The following is an 18,131-nucleotide window of genomic DNA, read 5'->3' on the forward strand; positions in this document are numbered from 1 at the left end:
CGAGCGGTTGGTTTCAGTATGAGGGACGAAAATTTCATCCAGCGGGGTAGTCGCGCCGGAAAAGTCATAGTCGATGATCCGACTGTCTTTTCAGGGGCGAAGAACCATGACCCAACTCCTCATTCATAATTTCGACCGCACGCGTCATCCCTTGCCGCAGGGCAATCCGCTCCGGCGTCTGTCCGAGCGTCTGACCAAATTCGATGACGATCTCAGCCTCAGTTCCTTGGATATAGGTTCGGCTGAGCCTGAAACGATCATGCGCGACACGACGTTATGGTCGCGCAAGGAGGAGCAGGATACGCTCTACCTGCTGGTTAAAGGATGCGCCTTCACCTTCAGCATCCTGCCCAATGGACGGCGGTTCATTGCCGATGTCTACAGAGGCGGGTCCATCTGCAACTGGCGCGGCTTCGCGATGAATTCCCTGTCGACCGACATTCAGGTCAAGGCTGGCGCGCAGTTGCTTCGCCTGCCCGCCGAGGCGCTGCGAAAGGCGTGCGCCGACCGTCCGGCGCTGGAAAACGCGCTGAGCCTGCACGAAAACGCACGGGCCTACCGATCGCTACAGCGAATGCGGACGCTCGTCGTGGGGCGTTCGGAGGACAAGTTCCTGCATTTCCTGCTCGATCTGCAAGATGAGCTGACGACGCCGCAAGGTCCGAAAGAGCAGATCGATCCGATCATGACCCAGATCGAGATCAGCGACATGCTCGGCATGAGCGCGGTTCATCTGAACCGGACGATTCAGTCGCTCCTGGCGGCGAAAGCCATTGAACGGACGACGCGGACGACCTACCGGATCAAGGACCGGGAGAGGGAAGCCGAAAACCTGAACTATCGCTATTTCTTCTCGCCGGACCTCAATGAAAGTTCCGGAAAGCACTCTTCCGTCGAGCAGCTGCGCTGAGACCGTAGCGGTCCGATCCGATCAGCGCGAATAGAGCGCGAAGCCCCATGGTGCCAGCTGAACGGAGCTGTCCTCGGTAATCACGACCGTCTCGCCGGTTGCGAATGTCGAATAGGTCCCTGCGGGCAGACCGTCCTTGAACGAAACCTGGACAGGTTCGGCCGAGAAGTTGAACAGGCCGAGAACCTTGTTGCTTTCGTTCTGCCTGACCCATGCGAGCACGTTTTCCGGGCTGTCCGTCTCGACTTTCTCCATTCGCGCACCCCAGCGCCCATTCGCCAGCGCCGAATTATCTTTCCGAAACGCGATCAGGTCCTGAAGGAGTACGCCGTAGGGGCAGGCCTCTTCGTCACCGAGCAGGCTCCAGTCGATCGGGTCCTTCTCGAAGAACTCCAGCCGCTTGGTGTTGCAGGCTTCCATGCCGTTATAGATCAGCGGCAGTCCTTCGCCGGTGAAGGACAGCGCGGTCGCAGCAGCGAGCCCGTTCGCATAGTTCTCGGTGACCGACCCCTCCCACGCATTGCTGTCGTGATTCTCGATATAGGTCATGCGCATGGCTTCGCGCGGCCACAGGCTCTCGTTCTCGGCGTAATAGCCGTAGAAGGAAGTCGGACCGGCCTTGCCGCTCGCCACGGCCTTCGACGTATTGTGCCAGTCCCATGCATAGGTCGCATCGAACGCTTCGTGGTGGAAGGCGGTATCCTGCACTTCGCCGAGCATGAAGACGGGGCGGATGGCTTCGAGCCGCCCGCGCATGGTTTCCCAGAAATCGAGCGGGATGTAACCTGCGACATCCGCGCGATAGCCGTCGATGTCGAATTCGCGGACCCAGTATTCCATCGCCTCGCCGATATGCTTGCGCACGCCGGGCTCGCTCCAGTCGAGGTCGATGATATCCGACCAGTCCCACCACGGCGTCGGCCGGAACGACCCGTCCCAGCTTTTCTCGTACCAGTCCGGATTTTCCCTCGCGAGCGGATGATCCCAGGCGGTATGGTTCGCCACGAGGTCGAGAATGACCTTGAAGCCCTGGTCGTGGGCGGCATCGACGAAGGCGCGAAACTCTTCCTTGGTCCCGAATTCCGGGTTGATGGCGGTATAATCCTTCACCGAATAGGGAGAACCCAGCGTGCCCTTCCGATTGACCTCGCCGATCGGATGGACGGGCATGAGCCAAAGAATGTCGACGCCGAGTTCCTTCAGCCGCGGCAGTTCCTCCTGCGCCGCGGCAAAGGTGCCTTCTTCGGTAAATTGCCGCGTATTGATCTGGTAGAGGACCGCATCGCGCGACCAGTCCGCGTTCTCGATCGTCACGACAGGTTCGGGTGTCCATACCTCGTCCTGCGCCATGAGAGGCGCGGAAGCCGCCAAGAGGGCTGCAGCACAGAGGCTCTTTAGAAGTTTCATCGGCTTTCTCCCGGTACTTCGACGCGCATCATGGCAAGGGCTGCAAGGACGAGCGTTCCGGCGGCGAAGGCCATCGTCCAGATCGGCTCTCCCGGAAAGAAGGCTTGCATGATGCTTCCCATGACGGTCGCCACCAGCAATTGCGGCACGACCACGAAGATGTTGAACAGGCCCATGAAGATGCCGAGCTTCGCCTGAGGCAGGCTCGATGCGAGGATGGCGTAGGGCATGGCAAGGATCGAGGCCCAGGCGATGCCGATGCCGATTTCCGAGACGAGCAGCAGTTCGGGATCGCGAATGACGAAGAAGCTGGCAAAGCCCAGCGCCCCGCATAGCAGGCCGAAGATGTGCGTTTTCGCCTTGCCGAACTTGCGCGAAAGCCAAGGCAGGAGGGTAAGGGCGGCAACCGCCGCCACTCCGTTATAGACGGCGAACAGCCAGCCGACCCAGTTTGCGCCTTCATTGTAGGCGGCACTGCCCGTATCGGTGCTGTTATAGACATATTGCGTGACGACGGGCGTCGTGTTGATCCACATGATAAACAGTGCGGACCAGCTGAAGAACTGCACGAGCGCGAGCTTCTTCATGATCGGCGGCATTCCGGAAAAGTCGCCGACGATGGAAGTCAGCATGCCGGTCGTATTGCCGCCGCGCGCCAGCGAAATGGCGATGGCATTGAGGATCCCATAGGCGACGAGCAACCCTCCGAGAAGGTACATCTCCTTCTCCAGATCGAACGATGCGACGGACAGGCACACGATCGCTCCGGCCACGATCCAGACCCCGCTGCCGAGGTAGGACTTCGAAGCCAGCGCCTGTCCTTGCTCTGCTTCACCCGAAGCGGGCAGGCCACCGTCGAACTGCGCCATTTCCGACGGGCTGTATTCCTTCGTCGTCAGCACCGTCCAAAGGACGGCGAGGAAGAGGAGCGCCCCGCCGAGCCAGAAGCTGTAGCGCACCGTATCGGGAATGCCTCCATCAGCGGCGATATTGGCGACGCCGATTTGCGACATAACCCAGGGCACGATCGATCCGACGACGGCGCCTGCTCCGATGAAGGCGGTCTGCACGGCATAGCCCGCCGTGTGCTGATCGCGCCGAAGCATGTCGCCGACGAATGCACGGAACGGCTCCATCGAAACATTGAGGCTCGCATCGAGCACCCAGAGCAAGAGCGCGGCCATCAGCAGGACGTCCGATAGCGGCATGAGGAACAGCGAGAGCGCTGCCAACACCGCACCGAGCATGAAATAGGGACGGCGACGTCCGAAGCGGCCGAGCCATGTGCGGTCCGACAGATGCCCGATGATCGGCTGCACGAGCAGCCCGGTCAGGGGCGCTGCGACCCATAGGGCGGGAAGGTCGTCGATCGCGCTTCCGAGCGACTGAAAGACGCGGCTCATATTGGCGTTCTGAAGGGCGAAGCCGATCTGGATGCCGAAGAACCCGAAACTGATGTTCCACAGACCCCAGAAACTCTGTGTCGGTTTTTCGCCTGAAATCACCTCATCCTCCCGCATGGGGCGGAGAACTGTCGCCTCCTTGCCGCCTTTCCCGCATGGCTGGCACCAAACGGGAAAAGCCACAAGTTGCATACGAATGTATCGGGCGGGCGCCCGCAAGGTGAGGTTGTGACAACGTTAGTGTAGGAGGGGGGGCTAGCCGTCGTGGCCGACGGTACTCTCGCGCACCACGAGGCGTGCGGGCAATTGTCGGCCCTCCGGCTCACCGCCTTCGATCGCTTCCGTCAGGACGTCGAGCAGCATGTCGCCTGCGCCCTTCATGTCCTGCATCATCGTGCTGAGCGGTGGGTTTGATTGCGCGGCCGCGGGAATGTCGTCGAACCCGATAAGCGCCACATCCTCCGGCACGCGCCGACCGACCTCGGCAAGCACCTGTCGTGCGCCGATGGCGATGAGGTCGCTCGCGGCAAAGATCGCGTCGAACTCGCAGCCGCTCTCGACGAGTTGCCGCGTTGCCGCGATCCCGTCGCCCTCGGTCGTCAGCGCGTCGCGGCGCAGGGCGTCGTCGGGCTCGATCCCCGCCTCGCGCATGGCCTTGCACAGACCATGATAACGGTCGGAAAATTCGGGATAGGAAGCATCGGCCCGTCCGAGAAAGGCAATGTTCCGCCGTCCGATCTCGATCAGGTGTCGTCCCGCCTGATAGCCTGCACCTATATTGTCGGAACCGACCGTCGGTCCGATATTCTCGCCGCCGGTTGCGCCCCACCTGACGAAATGCGTGCCCTGACTGACGAGGTCTTCGAGCCTGCGCTTGTAGATCTCGTAGTCGCCATAGCCGAGAAGGATGAGACCGTCGGCGCGGTGACTGTCGTGATAGCGGGTATGCCAGTCATCCTCCATGCGCTGGAAGGAAATGAGAAGATCGAGCCCGCGATTGGCGCTCGCTCGCGTGATCGAACCGAGCATCGAGAGGAAGAAAGGATTGATGGTTCCTTCATCGGAAGTCAGGTCTTCGAAGAAGAGCAGGGCAATGGTGTTGGAGCGTTGCGACCGCAGCGAGGAAGCATTCTTGTCGACCGTGTAATTGAGTTCGCGGGCGATTTTCTCGATGCGTTCCCGCGTGGCGAGACTCACCGACTTGTCGCCCCGTAAGGCCCGGCTGACGGTGGGCTGCGAAACGCCCGCACGGTAGGCGATGTCGAACGAGGTCGGCCGGTCGGACGGCTTGCGTCCCATATCCTCTCCAGTCCCCGAATTGAGTTCGGTTTTATCTGCGCCGTTGCTTAGCAGGAAACCGAACCGAACGGCAATTGCCAGCGGCGTCGCAACCCTCGGTCGAACGCTGCGAACCGCTCCTCGCTCAGCATCCTGCTGCGTTGCACAAACATACGTATGCCCCCTTTTCCCGGCCGCAAATTCGGTCAAGACGCAAAACTGTAATGCTTGCGATGGGTCGCGAGCGAGCAGCGATGCAGCTATTTTTACTGCCCGGGGAGGCAGGGGACTGGGAGAGAATGATGGTAACGAAGCGTAACCTCTTGGGCGCCGGGATCAGCAGTACGGCAATGGCGATCGTCCTCGCAGCGGGCATGGCGCCGAGCGCTGCGCTGGCGCAGGAAGCCAATCCGGTCGATACCGACATCGCGGATGAGGACGAGGCGGTCGAGGCGACCCCTGAGAACGTCATCATCGTCAGCGGCTTTCGTCAGTCTCTCGAAACTGCCGTCGCCGAGAAGCGCAATAGCGACCTGATCCTCGAATCCGTGACGGCCGAAGACATCGGCAAGCTGCCCGACGATTCCATCGGGGAATCGATTGCGCGCCTGCCCGGCGTGACCTCGCAGCGCCTGAACGGCCGTGCCAACGTCATCGCCATTCGCGGCCTCGGCCCCGACTTCTCGCAGACATTGCTCAACGGACGCGAGCAGACCTCGACCGGCGACAACCGTGCTGTCGAGTTCGACCAGTATCCCTCCGAAGTCGTCAATCAGGTCGTCGTCTACAAGACGCCCTCCGCCAGCCTCGTCGGACAGGGCCTGGTCGGCACGATCGACGTGCGGACGATCCGTCCACTCGAAGCGCGCGAAAGCGTCTTCGCCATCGGCGCTAAGGGTTCCTACGCCGATCTCGGCAAGCTCAATGCCGGTTCGGAAGAGTTCGGCTATCGCGTCAACGCGACCTATGTCGACCAGTTTGCCGACGACACGTTCGGCGTCGCGCTCTCTGCGGCCTATACGGACGAGCCATATCAATTGCAGGAATTCAATGCCTGGGGCTATTCTGGAAGCGGCGAGGCGGGCAGCCCCTTCGCGATCGCCGGCAGCAAGAGTTTCGTCACCTCGACCCAGCTGCAACGCATCGGGGTGAACGGCACGTTCCAGGCCCGGCTCAGCGACAACCTTATGGCGACCGTCGACGGGTTCTACTCCAATTTCGACGACGACCAGTCCAAGCGCGGCATCGAATTGCCCCTGAGCTTCTTCGGAACGACTTTCGATCCGTCCACCGCAACGACGACGACCACCGAGTTCGGCGAATTCGCAACCTCCGGTACGTTCGAGAACGTCCAGGGCGTAGTCCGCAACGACATCTTCCAGCGCAAGGCCGACCTCTATTCCGGCGGCCTGAACCTCGCCTATGAAGGCGACGACGGCTGGAGCGCCTTTTTCGATTTCGGCTATTCGAGGACCGACCGGAACGAGCTGAGCATCGAGAGTTATGCCGGCACCGGCTTCAACTGGGACGATCCGAACCGCGTGGGCGACGAGTTTGCCGCGGACGACGTGACCGACACGATCGGTTTCCAGTCCGGCACGACGGGCACGGTGTTCAGCCCCTCGCTCGATTATAGCGATCCGACGCTCATCGTCCTTACCGATCCGCTCGGCTGGGGCGGCAGCCTGACCGTTCCGCAGGCGGGCTATTACAACAACCGCATCCTTGAAGACGAGTTGAAGCAGTACCGCGTCGGCGTCGCCAAGGAACTTGAAGGCTTCGTATCCGCAGCCCGTTTCGGCCTTGCCTATACGGACCGGTCGAAGAGCCTCGTGCCGGACGAGTTCCTCGTGCGTCTGCGCGATGGCCTCACCGAACTGGCGGTTCCGTCGGATGCGCTCCTTCGCCCGACCAATCTCGACTATCTCGGCCTGGGGCCGATCGTCAGCTACGATGCGCGCACGCTCATCGACGACGGCACGCTGATCCTCGAGCCGAACACCTCCAACGACATTCCGCGCAAGGCCTATCGCATCACCGAAGACCTGATGACGGCCTATCTCCAGTTCGACGTCGAGCAGCAGCTCGGCGCAGGCATGCTGACCGGAAACTTCGGCGTTCAGGCGATCAATACGGTCCAAAAGTCCGACGGCGTTGCTTTCGCCGACGTCGACGGAGACGGAGCAGAGGATCGCATCGATGTATCGGGCGGTGCGGACTTCTGGGACGTCCTGCCTAGTGCGAACCTGTCCTTGAGGCTCGACAGCGGATGGGTCTTCCGCCTCGCCGCATCGCGCCAGATCCAGCGACCGCAGCTCGACGACCTGCGCATTGCCATCGGCTACAATATCGTAACGCAGGAAGACGGACAGAGTCCGACTGGAGCCTATCCTTACATCAGCGGCAACGGCGGCAACCCGGCGCTTCGCCCTTACCGCGCAAATGCAGTTGACTTCAACATCGAGAAATACTTTGGCGGCGGGGCAGGTGTCGTGGCGCTCCAGCTGTTCTACAAGGATATCGTCAGCTACATCGACAACGACGTGGCGGTTTTCGATTACACCGGCTTCCCGCTGCCCGTCGGACAGGCACCGGCGACCCCGATCGGCCTGCTGAACTCCGAAGTGAATACGGGTGGCGGCAATTTCTACGGCGCGGAACTATCGGCGACGCTGCCGCTCGACACCTTCACCGAAACGCTCGACGGCTTCGGCGTCACCGGCGGCGTCGGCTATACCAAGACCGAGATCGAGAATGCACAAGGCGAGATCGACGTTATTCCAGGTTACTCAAAATGGGTGGCCAACGGCACGGCCTATTTCGAGAAATGGGGTTTCAACGCCCGCGGCAGCGTGCGCTATCGCTCGGAGTTCCTGGCGGACTTCACCGGGTTCGGCGGTAATATCACGCGCCGCCTCGCACGCGCCGAGACGATCGTCGATGCGCAGATCGGCTACGACTTCCAGGATGGCAGCGCGCTCGAAGGCCTGTCGGTCTACATTCAGGGTCAGAACCTCACGAACCAGCCCTTCGTATCGCAATTCGACGTGCCGGTGCCCGAGGCGGTCATCGACAACCAGGAATATGGCCGCCGCTTCCTCGCCGGCTTCACCTACAGGTTCTAGTTCGTCGCATGAGCGGGGCGGGCGAATAATCTCTCACGGGATGTTTCGTCCGCTCCGCTCCATAATGCGGCGGCACTGTCCGCAGCACCTCGTCGATTGCGGGGTCTCAGCAGCCGGGAAGGGATGATGGACAGGACAACAGCGCAGCACATCGTGATTGCCGGCGGCGGGACCGCGGGATGGATGGCGGGGGCTGCTCTGTCACGTTTTACTACCGGTCGCATTACTCTCGTTGAGGCGGAAGAGATCGGCCCTGTCGGCGTCGGCGAGGCCACGATACCGCAGATCCGCCTGTTCAATGCAGGGCTCGGCATCGACGAAGCGGAGTTCCTGCGGGAGACCAAGGGCAGCTTCAAGCTCGGCATCGAATTCGCCGGTTGGGCGGGCGAGGGAACACGCTACATGCACGCCTTCGGTCCGGTTGGGCATCCGGCGGGATTGCTGCCGTTCCACCAATATTGGCTGCGGGCGCGCGAGGAAGGTTTCGCTGAAGAATTGGGCGCCTATTCGCTCAACGAAACGGCGGCCTGCGCGCTGAAGATACAGATGTGGCGCTCCGAACCGGGCAAGCCCGCACCCGACATGCCATGGGCATATCATTTCGATGCAGGCCTCTATGCCGCTTTCCTGCGGCGCTATGCCGAGGCACGAGGCGTCACGCGCATCGCCGGCAAGATCGTGAGCGTCGAGCGGGACGAGCGAGAAATTGCCTCTCTGACGCTCGACGATGGACGCAAAGTTGGCGGCGACTTCTTCCTCGACTGTACGGGCTTTCGCAGCCTCCTTCTCGGCGAAGCCCTAGGCAGCCGGTTCGAGGACTGGCAGCATTGGCTGCCATGCGACCGGGCGGTGGCCGTACCTTGCGCAACGAGGGGAGAGTTCACGCCCTACACAACGGCGACGGCGCGCCGGGCGGGCTGGCAATGGCGCATCCCCCTCCAGCACCGGATCGGCAATGGGCTCGTCTATTCGAGCGCCGATCTGTCCGACGACGAGGCGCTCGACATGCTGCTTGGCGGACTGGACGGGTCGGAAGAGGGCGAACCCAACCGGTTGCGCTTCGCAACCGGATCGCGGGCGGAGCACTGGGTCGGAAACTGCCTGGCGCTGGGCTTGTCGGCTGGCTTCATGGAGCCGCTGGAATCGACCAGCATCCACCTCATCCAGTCCTCGCTTTCGCGCTTCCTGACGATGCTTCCGGTCGAGAGACCCGATCCTGCCATCGTTCGCGAATTCAACCGGCAGACGAGCTTCGAATGGGAGCGGATTCGCGACTTTCTCATCCTGCACTACAAGGCGAATGGTCGACAGGGCGAGGCTTTCTGGGATCGCTGCCGGGCGATGTCGGTGCCCGATAGCCTTGCTGCAAAAATCGGACAGTTCGAGGCGGCGGGATATATTCACCGGGAACATGAAGAACTCTTCACGCAAGAGGGATGGTTGCAGGTGCTCGTGGGGCAGGGCGTCATTCCGTCGACCTTTCACCCGATTGCGGGCAACATGTCTCAGGGTGATCTCGCCGCGATGATGTCGCGCATTACCGATCGCAATCGTGAAACGGTCGCGAGAATGCCCGACCACGTCCAATTCCTGCGTGCATTCTGCATGCCTCCAGAACATCGGAAGACCGCATGATGCTACGCTATCAAACTATGCTGACCCTTGCCGCGCTCGCATTGGCAGGCTGCCAGACGGTGGCCGTTCCGTCGGCATCGGCGCAGGAGGCGGCGCAGGACTTCAGGGACCGGTTGCCGGAGGACGAGATCGTCTATTTCGTCCTGCCCGATCGCTTTGCCAATGGCGACACGACGAACGATCGTGGGGGACTGCCGGACGAGCGTCTCGTCAGCGGGTTCGATCCGTCCGACAAAGGCTTCTTTCATGGCGGCGATCTGGCCGGCCTGACGGAAAAACTCGACTATATCGAAGGGCTTGGCGTTACCGCCATCTGGTTCGCGCCGATCTTCAAGAACAAGCCAGTGCAAGGACCGCCAGGCAACGAAAGCGCGGGCTATCACGGTTACTGGGTCACCGACTTCACGCAGGTCGATCCTCACTTCGGGACCAATGCCGAGTTCGAGGCCTTCGTCGATGCCGCCCATGCGCGCGGGATGAAGGTCTATATGGACATCATCACCAATCACACCGCCGACGTCATTCGCTATGAAGAAGGCGATGCGACCGATTACGTCTATCGAAGCCTCGGCGACTATCCCTATTCCCGGCGGCTCGGACCGGATGGCGAGCCGATCAATGACGGTTTTCTCGGCGACGAGATACGCACCGAAGAGAATTTCGCGAAACTGGTCGAGCCCGGCTACGCCTATACGCCCGTCGTTCCGGCGGACGAACGCGGCGTGAAGGTCCCGGGCTGGCTCAACGATCCCATCTACTACCACAATCGCGGCGATACGACCTTCAGCGGCGAGAGCAGTCGCTACGGCGATTTCGTCGGACTGGACGATCTCTTTACCGAACACCCCCGTGTCCTGTCCGGGATGATCGACATCTATGGCGACTGGATTCGGCAATTCGGCATCGACGGGTTCCGCATCGATACGGCGCGGCACGTCAATCCGGAATTCTGGCAGAGCTTCGTACCAGCAATGCAGGCGATCGCACAGGAGGAGGGCATTCCCAATTTCCACATCTTCGGAGAAGTCTACAAGGACACGCCCGACAGTGGATACATCGCTCAGTACACGCGCCGCGATGGCTTTCCCGCAGTACTCGACTTCGCTTTCCAGACCGCCGTCATGCAAGCTGTCAGCGGTGTCGCCTCGCCTGAGGTCATGGCGCAGATGTTCGATGGCGACGTACTGTATGAAGGGGGCGAAGCGACCGCCCGGACCCTGCCGACCTTTCTCGGCAATCACGACATGGGGCGCTTCTCGACGCTCGTGAAAGAACGTCTTCCCGGCATCTCGCAAGACGAATTGCTTGCCCGCGTGATGCTCGGCCACGCCATGCTGATGACTTTGCGCGGCAGTCCCGTCATCTATTACGGAGACGAGCAGGGGTTCGTGGGTGACGGCAACGACCAGGCTGCACGCGAAGACATGTTTGCCAGTGCGACCGCCAGCTACAACGACAACGACCTGCTCGGCACGCAGGCGACGACTGCGACCGAGAACTACGATACCGCGCATCCGCTCTACCGCTTGATCAGTGAGCTTGCAGCCTTGCGAAAGGCGCACCCGGCGCTTGCACGCGGGCGGCAGGTCGTGCGCAGCTACGACCTCGAGCCCGGTCTGTTCGCCGTGTCGCGCTTCGATCCCGATACGGGCCGCGAATATCTCGTCGCATTCAATACGAGCGCCGAGCCGCTGACCGCACGAAGCCGGTTCGGATACGACGCAACAGAATTGGAGACGCTCGCCGGCCAGTGCCCTGCCGAACTGGACGCGCGGGGAAGCGTCCGCCTCGAACTGCCAGCCTTCGGCTGGGCCGTATGTCGCGCGGCGAACGCCCGATGAACGTGATGGCGTCCGATCAGACCGTCGAGGATGCGCCCGCAGGCAATCGCGAATGGTGGCGCGGGGCAGCGATCTACCAAATCTATCCCCGCAGCTTCATGGACTCCAACGGCGACGGGATCGGCGACCTTCCGGGCATTACGTCGAAGCTCGACTATGTCGCCTCGCTCGGCGTGGATGCCATCTGGATCTCGCCCTTCTTTACTTCGCCCATGAAGGACTTCGGCTACGACGTCGCAAATTACTGCGATGTCGATCCGATCTTCGGCACGCTTGCGGATTTCGATGCGCTCGTCAGCCGGGCTCACGAACTCGGACTGAAGGTGCTGATCGATCAGGTCTATTCGCACACCTCCGACGAGCATCCCTGGTTCGCGGAAAGCCGTGCGAGCAAGACGAACGACCGGGCCGACTGGTATGTATGGGCCGATCCGAAGGAAGACGGCTCACCGCCGACGAACTGGCAATCGGTGTTCGGCGGCCCCGCATGGACGTGGGACGCACGCCGCGGGCAGTATTATCTGCACAACTTCCTGAGCAGCCAGCCGCAGGTGAACGGCCATCATCCGGGCGTTCAGGCCGCAATGCTGGACGTCGCCCGGTTCTGGCTGGACAAGGGCGTCGACGGGTTCCGGATCGATGCCCTCAATTTCCTGATGCACGATCCGCAACTACGCGACAATCCGCCCGCTCCGCCGAGCGACCGGCCGCGCACCCGACCATTCGATTACCAGATCCGCCGCTACAATCAGTCGCATCCCGACATTGCCAAGTTCGTTTCGAGGATCAGGCAACTGACCGATCGCTACGACGCAATCTTCACCGTGGCCGAAGTCGGGGGCGACGAAGCGGAGGCGGAAATGAAAGCCTTTACCGCGGACAACCGGCATCTCAATTCCGCTTACGGGTTCAATTTCCTTTATGCGGACGTGTTCACGCCGGGACTCGTCTGCGCCGCGCTGTCCGAGTGGCCGGCCGAGGACAATGTCGGCTGGCCGAGCTGGGCCTTCGAGAACCACGATGCGCCCCGGGCCTTGTCGCGCTGGTGCGAAGCGAACCAGCGGCACGAATTCGCGCGTTTGAAGATGCTGCTGCTGATGAGCCTGCGCGGGAACGCGATCATCTATTACGGCGAGGAACTGGGACTGACACAGGTCGATATTCCCTTCGACCAGCTGCATGATCCCGAAGCCATCGCGAACTGGCCGCTGACCCTTTCGCGTGACGGCGCTCGTACCCCGATGCCGTGGAGCGCCGAAGAGGAAAACGCTGGCTTCACGAGGGGCGAACCTTGGCTGCCGGTCGGACCTCTCAATCGGGAGAAAGCCGTCGATGAACAGGACGGCCAGCCGGGCTCTCTCCTGAATTTCACGCGAGACGTCCTGCGCTTGAGCAAGCGAAATCCGGCACTGCAGATCGGCGATGTTCGCTCATGTCGAACGGACGGAGCCTTGTTGGAAATCATCCGCACCACGCCCGACCAGCGCCTGCGCTGCCTGTTCAATCTCGGTGACCGGACGCGCGAACTGGACGGCAATGGGACGGGCAAAGTGCTCTTTTCGCTCGAAGGATCGGATGCGTTGATGCTCGGACCGTTCGGGGCAATCATCATCGAGGAAACATCATGCGACTGACCACTCTGCTGACCGTTGGAACGGCCCTTTGGACGGCGACGGCGGCACAGGCTGAAACGATCGCCTCGCCCGATGGCAGGATCGTGGTGACCCTCGATGCGGACGGGGAGGGCATACCGTTCTACGAGGTTGCGCTGGACGGCGAACCGGTCGTCGCCAAATCGCAGCTCGGCTTCAATTTCACCGACGCAGATCCGATGCGGCGCAATTTCGAAATCGTCGGCGAAGTGCGCAACAGCGCGGACACCGTTTGGGAACAGCCGTGGGGCGAGCGGCAATTCGTAACCGACCGGCACAACGAACTTGCGCTGACGTTCGCCGAGAAGGACGATACGCCGCGCCGGATCATCGTGCGCTTGAGGGTCTTCGACGACGGGATTGGCTTTCGCTACGAGTTTCCCGAGCAGCCGCATTTCGAAACGGCCAACATTGCCGAGGAACTGACGGAGTTCAATTTCGCATCGGACGGAACGGCATGGTGGATCCCGGCCGGCGACTGGAACCGTTACGAATATCTCTACAGCGAAACCCCGGCCAGTGCCGTATCGACGGCGCACACGCCCATCACTTTCCGTCTGGAGGGCGGGCCCTACGTCTCGCTACATGAAGCGGCGCTCGTCGATTATTCGGGCATGTGGCTGCGCCGCATGTCCGACACGAGGTTTCGCGCGCAATTGGCGCCCAGTCCGCGGGGTCCGAAGGTCGTGCGCGAGGCTCCCTTCCACACGCCGTGGCGCTCGATCCGCATCGCCGACGATCCGGCGGGCCTTTACGAGAGCGATCTCGAACTCAATCTCAACGAACCCAATGCCTTGGGCGATGTAAGCTGGTTCACTCCGCACAAATATATCGGCATCTGGTGGGAAATGCACCTCGACAAGTCGAGCTGGGCCAGCGGGGAGCGGCATGGTGCGACGACCGCCAATGCGAAGCGTCACATCGATTTCGCAGCCGCCAACGGTTTTCGCGGTGTCCTGATCGAAGGCTGGAACGTCGGGTGGGACGGTAACTGGTTCGGCAATGGTCGCGAGTTCGACTTCACGAAGGCTTATCCCGATTTCGACATCGTCGAAGTCGCGCGCTATGCCGACGAAAAAGGCGTAAAGATCATCGGCCATCACGAGACCGGCGGCAACATCAAGAACTATGAAAGGCAGCTCGAGGCGGCGATGGCCTTTTACGAGGGGCTCGGCATCGATGCGGTCAAAACTGGCTATGTCGCGGATGCGGGCGGGGTGATCGCCGATAATGACTCTGGCGGCGAGACGTTCGTCTGGCATGACGGGCAGGAAATGGTGAACCATCATCTTCGCGTAGTGAAGGAAGCGGCCGAGCACCAGATCGCCGTCAATCCGCACGAGCCCGTCAAGGATACCGGATTGCGCCGGACCTATCCCAACTGGGTCAGCAGGGAAGGCGCCCGGGGTGCCGAATACGACGCCTGGGCCGTACCCAAAAATCAGCCGGATCATGTGCCCACGATGATCTGGACCCGCCTGTTGTCGGGACCGATGGACTACACCTCGGGCGTTTTCAGCCTCGAAGGTCGCGATGCGAGCGCGCCGGATATTCCCTCGACGCTCGCGCGCCAACTGGCCTTCTACATCGTCATCTATTCGCCGATCCAGATGGCGGCGGACCTGCCCGAAAATCTTGCCGCCCGGCCGCGAGCCCTGGATTTCGTGAAGCGGGTTCCGGTCGACTGGTCCGAGACGAAGGTGCTCGACGGCGAGATCGGACGCTACGCCGTGATGGCGCGCAAGGACCGCAAGTCGCAAAACTGGTATGTGGGCGGGGTCACGGACGAGGAGGCGCGGACCGTCAGCGTCGACCTCGATTTCCTTGAAATCGGGCGGAGCTATCGCGCGACGATCTGGCGCGATGGCGCCGATGCGGACGGCCTTGGCTCGAACCGCCATGCGATGGATGTCGAAACGAGCACCTTACGCGCCGGCGACAGCATCGATCTGCGGATCGCGCGAGCCGGGGGCTTCGCCATGGAACTCGTCCCGGAGTGAGCGAACCGACTCCCCCGCATGTCGTCGTGCTTGGCGGCGGGAGCGCAGGCTGGATTACCGCAAGCCTGCTGCATCGCCGATGGGGCGAGCGCGGCGGCCGCGTGACGGTCGTGGAGGACCCCGCTACGGGCATCATCGGCGTCGGCGAGGGCTCAACCCCGCAATTGAAGGCCTTGTTCGACTATCTGGGAATTGCGGAGCGCGACTGGATGGTCCGCTGCGATGCTACCTACAAGCTCGGCATCCGCTTTACCGGCTGGAGCGAGCGGCCCGGCTTCGAAAGCTACTTCCACCCCTTTCCCGGACCCGTCGACCTTCATTCCGAACCGGCTTTCCTGCGAAATTGCGCATTGGCCCGGCGCGCATTCGACGTTGCCTGCCTGCCCGACCGGTTTTTCCTTTCGGCGAGGCTTGCGGAACTCGGTCGATCGCCGCACCCTTCGGAGAATTTTCCGTTTGCCCCGAGCTACGGCTATCATTTCGATGCCTACAAGCTCGGCGCGTTCCTAAAGGAATGGGGCGCCGCCCGCGGTATCGAGCATGTCGCCGCGAAGGTGACAGGCGTGCCGCTGGATCAGGACGGCAACGTCGCCGCGCTGCTATGCGATGACGGTCGTCGGCTGGACGGCGACATTTTCGTCGATTGTTCAGGCTTTCGCGCGATCATCGCGGAAGGTGCGCTAGGGGCGCGATATCGCTCCTTCGACGACAACCTCTTCAATGACCGGGCCGTCGTCCTGCCCGGACCGCGACCGCAAGACTTTCGTCCCCAGACAGAAAGCGTCGCGATGTCTGCCGGCTGGCGCTGGTCCATCCCGTTAACCGGACGGACCGGAAACGGTTATGTCTATTCCTCGCGTCATATTTCGGACGAGGATGCGGAACGCGAACTACGAGAGGCCACCGGATTGCGCGACCCTGCCGCGGAGGCGCGCTTTCTGAAGATGCGCGTCGGACGGCTCGAAACGAGCTGGACGGCGAATTGCCTCGCCGCCGGACTGTCGCAAGGCTTTATTGAGCCTCTGGAAGCGACGGCGCTGCACATCGTCATCGCGACCGCGACGGAATTTGCCGACGCCTACGAGGAAGGCGGGTTTTCGGCGAAATATCGCGATCGCTTCAATGACCAGATCGCCGAACGTTACGATGCGATCCGCGATTACATCGTTGCGCATTATCGGCTCAACCAGCGCTCGGACGGCTCCTACTGGCGAGAGAATGCCGAGAATTCGAAACTTTCCGATCGGCTGAAGGCGATGATGACGGCCTGGTTCACGCACAAGGACATCGGTGCTGCGAACGTCGAACTCTATCCGGTTCAGGCTTATTCGAGCGCCAGCTGGCACTGCCTGTTCGCAGGTTACGGCAGCTTCCCGCCGCAGGAGAAGTTCGTGACGTGCCCGCCGCAGGCTCAGCCGGCGGAGATGAGCCGACTGGACGCGATGATGAAGGCTTGCACGATCAACTTTCCGTCAGCCGGCATCGGCGGTCCTGCCGATTGAACTGACGGACGCGATCAGCTGCGAATTTGCTTCAGGAAGGTGTCGACGTGACCGCGCAATAGCTTTGCTTGCGAAGCCAGTTCGTCGCTCGATTGACGCACCTGTGTTGCGGCGCTGCCCGTCGAGGCGGTCATGTCGCGAACCTTGCCGACCCGCTCTGCAACTTCGTCGGTGCTTCGCGCGGCGATGTCGATGCTGCGTGCGAGATCCTGTCCGGCAACCGATTGCTGGTCGACGGCTGTAGCAATGGAAATGGCAGTCGTTTCGAGCTGCTGGATCTGCTTGTTGAGCGAGCGCAGGACGGAAACGCTCGCCCCCGTCGAATCCTGCATGGCACGGATTTGCGCAGCGACTTCCTCGGTCGCCTTGCTCGTTTGCGTGGCGAGTTCCTTCACTTCGGAAGCCACAACTGCGAAGCCGCGTCCCGTTTCACCGCCGCGGGCCGCTTCGATCGAAGCGTTCAGCGCAAGCAGATTGGTGCGCTGGGCGATTGACTGGATCAATTCGACGATCTGGCCGACCTGTTCCGCAGAGGCAGAGAGGTTTGAAATCGCGGAATCGGCCTCGTCAGCGGAATCCGCGGCAGCGCGGGCCAGTTCGGCGCTGGTGGCAGCTTGTCGGCTGATCTCTCCGATGGACATGGCAAATTCGTCGCTGGCCGTCGCCGCTGCCGTACTGCCGACGGAGGCTTCCTGGCTTGCGGCGACGACCCGCTCGGTCTCGGAATTCGAGAGTTCCGCGTTCCGGGCCCATTCGCTGGCCGTCGTATTGAGCTGCACCGACGCGCTCGAGACGTTCGTTACGACGCTGCCGATGGTCCGCTCGAAATCGGCTGCGAGGCGCAAAATTTGCGTTTCCTGCTGTCCGCGTAGGGCTTCTTTCTCTCGGCGTGCTTCCTCGAAGGCAATTGCGTGTTCGCGGAAAGATTCGAGGGCATCCGCCATCGTTCCGTATTCGTCGACCCGGCCCCGGCAGGGCACGACGATATTGGTTTCGCCATTGGCAATGCGACGCATCGCGTCGCTCAGATTGTGGTTCGTCCCGACAATGTCGGTCTGAATAACTTTGAACAGGGCCAAGGTCGCAGCAATTCCAACAAGTGCAATGATGACCAGCACCACTGTCAGGATGGTTTCGAGCCCGTGGATGCGTTCGGCAACGTCCGCCCCGCCGCTCTTCGCAATCTCCTCGATACGGGAGAAGCCCCAGATCGCGGTAACACTTGTCGCCAGCATGATCGCAGCGGGCACACCGATCGTAAGACCGACTTTTTGCGGCGTGGGGCGTTCGCGATAGAAGCGCGTCACCGGCCCGATGTCGTCGGCATAGGTGAAGGGCGCAGCCTGCGAAGGGGCGTCGAATTCATGAGACATCATGT

11 protein-coding genes are annotated in these 18,131 nt (G+C 61.7%); 7 read left to right on the top strand and 4 right to left on the bottom strand.

All coding sequences use genetic code 11. The annotated features are described in order from the left end of the window. Nucleotides 1-106: 106 nt before the first annotated feature. Complete coding sequence (locus GRI38_RS00465; protein WP_160681073.1) at nucleotides 107-910, top strand: Crp/Fnr family transcriptional regulator; 804 nt, start codon at nucleotides 107-109, stop codon at nucleotides 908-910. A 21-nt stretch (nucleotides 911-931) separates the two neighbouring features. Here the strand turns inward: GRI38_RS00465 and GRI38_RS00470 are convergent, their stop codons facing one another. From GRI38_RS00470 to GRI38_RS00480, 3 genes are all read right to left on the bottom strand, one after another. Continuing rightward, nucleotides 932-2,317: an alpha-amylase family glycosyl hydrolase gene (locus GRI38_RS00470; RefSeq protein WP_160681074.1), complete on the bottom strand. Its 1,386-nt coding sequence runs from the start codon at nucleotides 2,315-2,317 to the stop codon at nucleotides 932-934. Beyond that, nucleotides 2,314-3,837 carry an MFS transporter gene (locus tag GRI38_RS00475; protein WP_160681075.1) on the bottom strand — a complete coding sequence of 508 codons (1,524 nt, stop codon included), beginning with the start codon at nucleotides 3,835-3,837 and terminating at the stop codon, nucleotides 2,314-2,316. Before GRI38_RS00475 ends, GRI38_RS00470 begins: the two co-directional genes overlap by 4 nt. Before the next feature lie 138 nt (nucleotides 3,838-3,975). After that, the gene (locus GRI38_RS00480) at nucleotides 3,976-5,019 is read right to left on the bottom strand and encodes a LacI family DNA-binding transcriptional regulator (protein ID WP_160681076.1); all 1,044 of its coding nucleotides are present in this window, start codon (nucleotides 5,017-5,019) and stop codon (nucleotides 3,976-3,978) included. 278 nt (nucleotides 5,020-5,297) lie between these two features. Here GRI38_RS00480 and GRI38_RS00485 point away from each other — a divergent pair, with 278 nt between their 5' ends. From GRI38_RS00485 to GRI38_RS00510, 6 genes are all read left to right on the top strand, one after another. Further along, nucleotides 5,298-8,123 carry a TonB-dependent receptor gene (locus GRI38_RS00485; protein ID WP_237487290.1) on the top strand — a complete coding sequence of 942 codons (2,826 nt, stop codon included), beginning with the start codon at nucleotides 5,298-5,300 and terminating at the stop codon, nucleotides 8,121-8,123. Nucleotides 8,124-8,249: 126 nt separating this feature from the next. Continuing rightward, entirely contained in the window at nucleotides 8,250-9,758 is a 1,509-nt protein-coding gene (locus tag GRI38_RS00490; RefSeq protein WP_160681077.1) for a tryptophan halogenase family protein, read from the top strand. Beyond that, on the top strand, nucleotides 9,758-11,599 hold the full coding sequence (locus GRI38_RS00495; RefSeq protein WP_160682362.1) for an alpha-amylase family glycosyl hydrolase: 1,842 nt from the start codon (nucleotides 9,758-9,760) through the stop codon (nucleotides 11,597-11,599). The genes GRI38_RS00490 and GRI38_RS00495 overlap by 1 nt, the downstream gene beginning before the upstream one ends. 5 nt (nucleotides 11,600-11,604) lie before the next feature. Continuing rightward, nucleotides 11,605-13,233, top strand: coding sequence for an alpha-amylase family glycosyl hydrolase (locus tag GRI38_RS00500; protein ID WP_160682363.1), 1,629 nt, complete (start codon nucleotides 11,605-11,607; stop codon nucleotides 13,231-13,233). After that, nucleotides 13,224-15,251, top strand: coding sequence for a glycoside hydrolase family 97 protein (locus GRI38_RS00505; protein WP_160681078.1), 2,028 nt, complete (start codon nucleotides 13,224-13,226; stop codon nucleotides 15,249-15,251). The genes GRI38_RS00500 and GRI38_RS00505 overlap by 10 nt, the downstream gene beginning before the upstream one ends. Then, on the top strand, nucleotides 15,248-16,753 hold the full coding sequence (locus GRI38_RS00510) for a tryptophan 7-halogenase (RefSeq protein ID WP_160681079.1): 1,506 nt from the start codon (nucleotides 15,248-15,250) through the stop codon (nucleotides 16,751-16,753). Before GRI38_RS00505 ends, GRI38_RS00510 begins: the two co-directional genes overlap by 4 nt. 14 nt (nucleotides 16,754-16,767) lie before the next feature. Here GRI38_RS00510 and GRI38_RS00515 read toward each other — a convergent pair whose 3' ends face one another. Next, nucleotides 16,768-18,129: a methyl-accepting chemotaxis protein gene (locus GRI38_RS00515; RefSeq protein ID WP_237487291.1), complete on the bottom strand. Its 1,362-nt coding sequence runs from the start codon at nucleotides 18,127-18,129 to the stop codon at nucleotides 16,768-16,770. Nucleotides 18,130-18,131 lie beyond the last annotated feature (2 nt).

This window comes from Parapontixanthobacter aurantiacus (assembly GCF_009827635.1).
Lineage (GTDB): Bacteria > Pseudomonadota > Alphaproteobacteria > Sphingomonadales > Sphingomonadaceae > Parapontixanthobacter > Parapontixanthobacter aurantiacus.

Coding starts and splice junctions, on each gene's coding strand:
- GRI38_RS00465 (WP_160681073.1), top strand. CDS start 107: ATGACCCAACTCCTCATTCATAATTTCGACCGCACGCGTCATCCCTTG.
- GRI38_RS00470 (WP_160681074.1), bottom strand. CDS start 2,317: ATGAAACTTCTAAAGAGCCTCTGTGCTGCAGCCCTCTTGGCGGCTTCC.
- GRI38_RS00475 (WP_160681075.1), bottom strand. CDS start 3,837: ATGCGGGAGGATGAGGTGATTTCAGGCGAAAAACCGACACAGAGTTTC.
- GRI38_RS00480 (WP_160681076.1), bottom strand. CDS start 5,019: ATGGGACGCAAGCCGTCCGACCGGCCGACCTCGTTCGACATCGCCTAC.
- GRI38_RS00485 (WP_237487290.1), top strand. CDS start 5,298: ATGATGGTAACGAAGCGTAACCTCTTGGGCGCCGGGATCAGCAGTACG.
- GRI38_RS00490 (WP_160681077.1), top strand. CDS start 8,250: ATGGACAGGACAACAGCGCAGCACATCGTGATTGCCGGCGGCGGGACC.
- GRI38_RS00495 (WP_160682362.1), top strand. CDS start 9,758: ATGCTACGCTATCAAACTATGCTGACCCTTGCCGCGCTCGCATTGGCA.
- GRI38_RS00500 (WP_160682363.1), top strand. CDS start 11,605: ATGGCGTCCGATCAGACCGTCGAGGATGCGCCCGCAGGCAATCGCGAA.
- GRI38_RS00505 (WP_160681078.1), top strand. CDS start 13,224: ATGCGACTGACCACTCTGCTGACCGTTGGAACGGCCCTTTGGACGGCG.
- GRI38_RS00515 (WP_237487291.1), bottom strand. CDS start 18,129: ATGATGTCTCATGAATTCGACGCCCCTTCGCAGGCTGCGCCCTTCACC.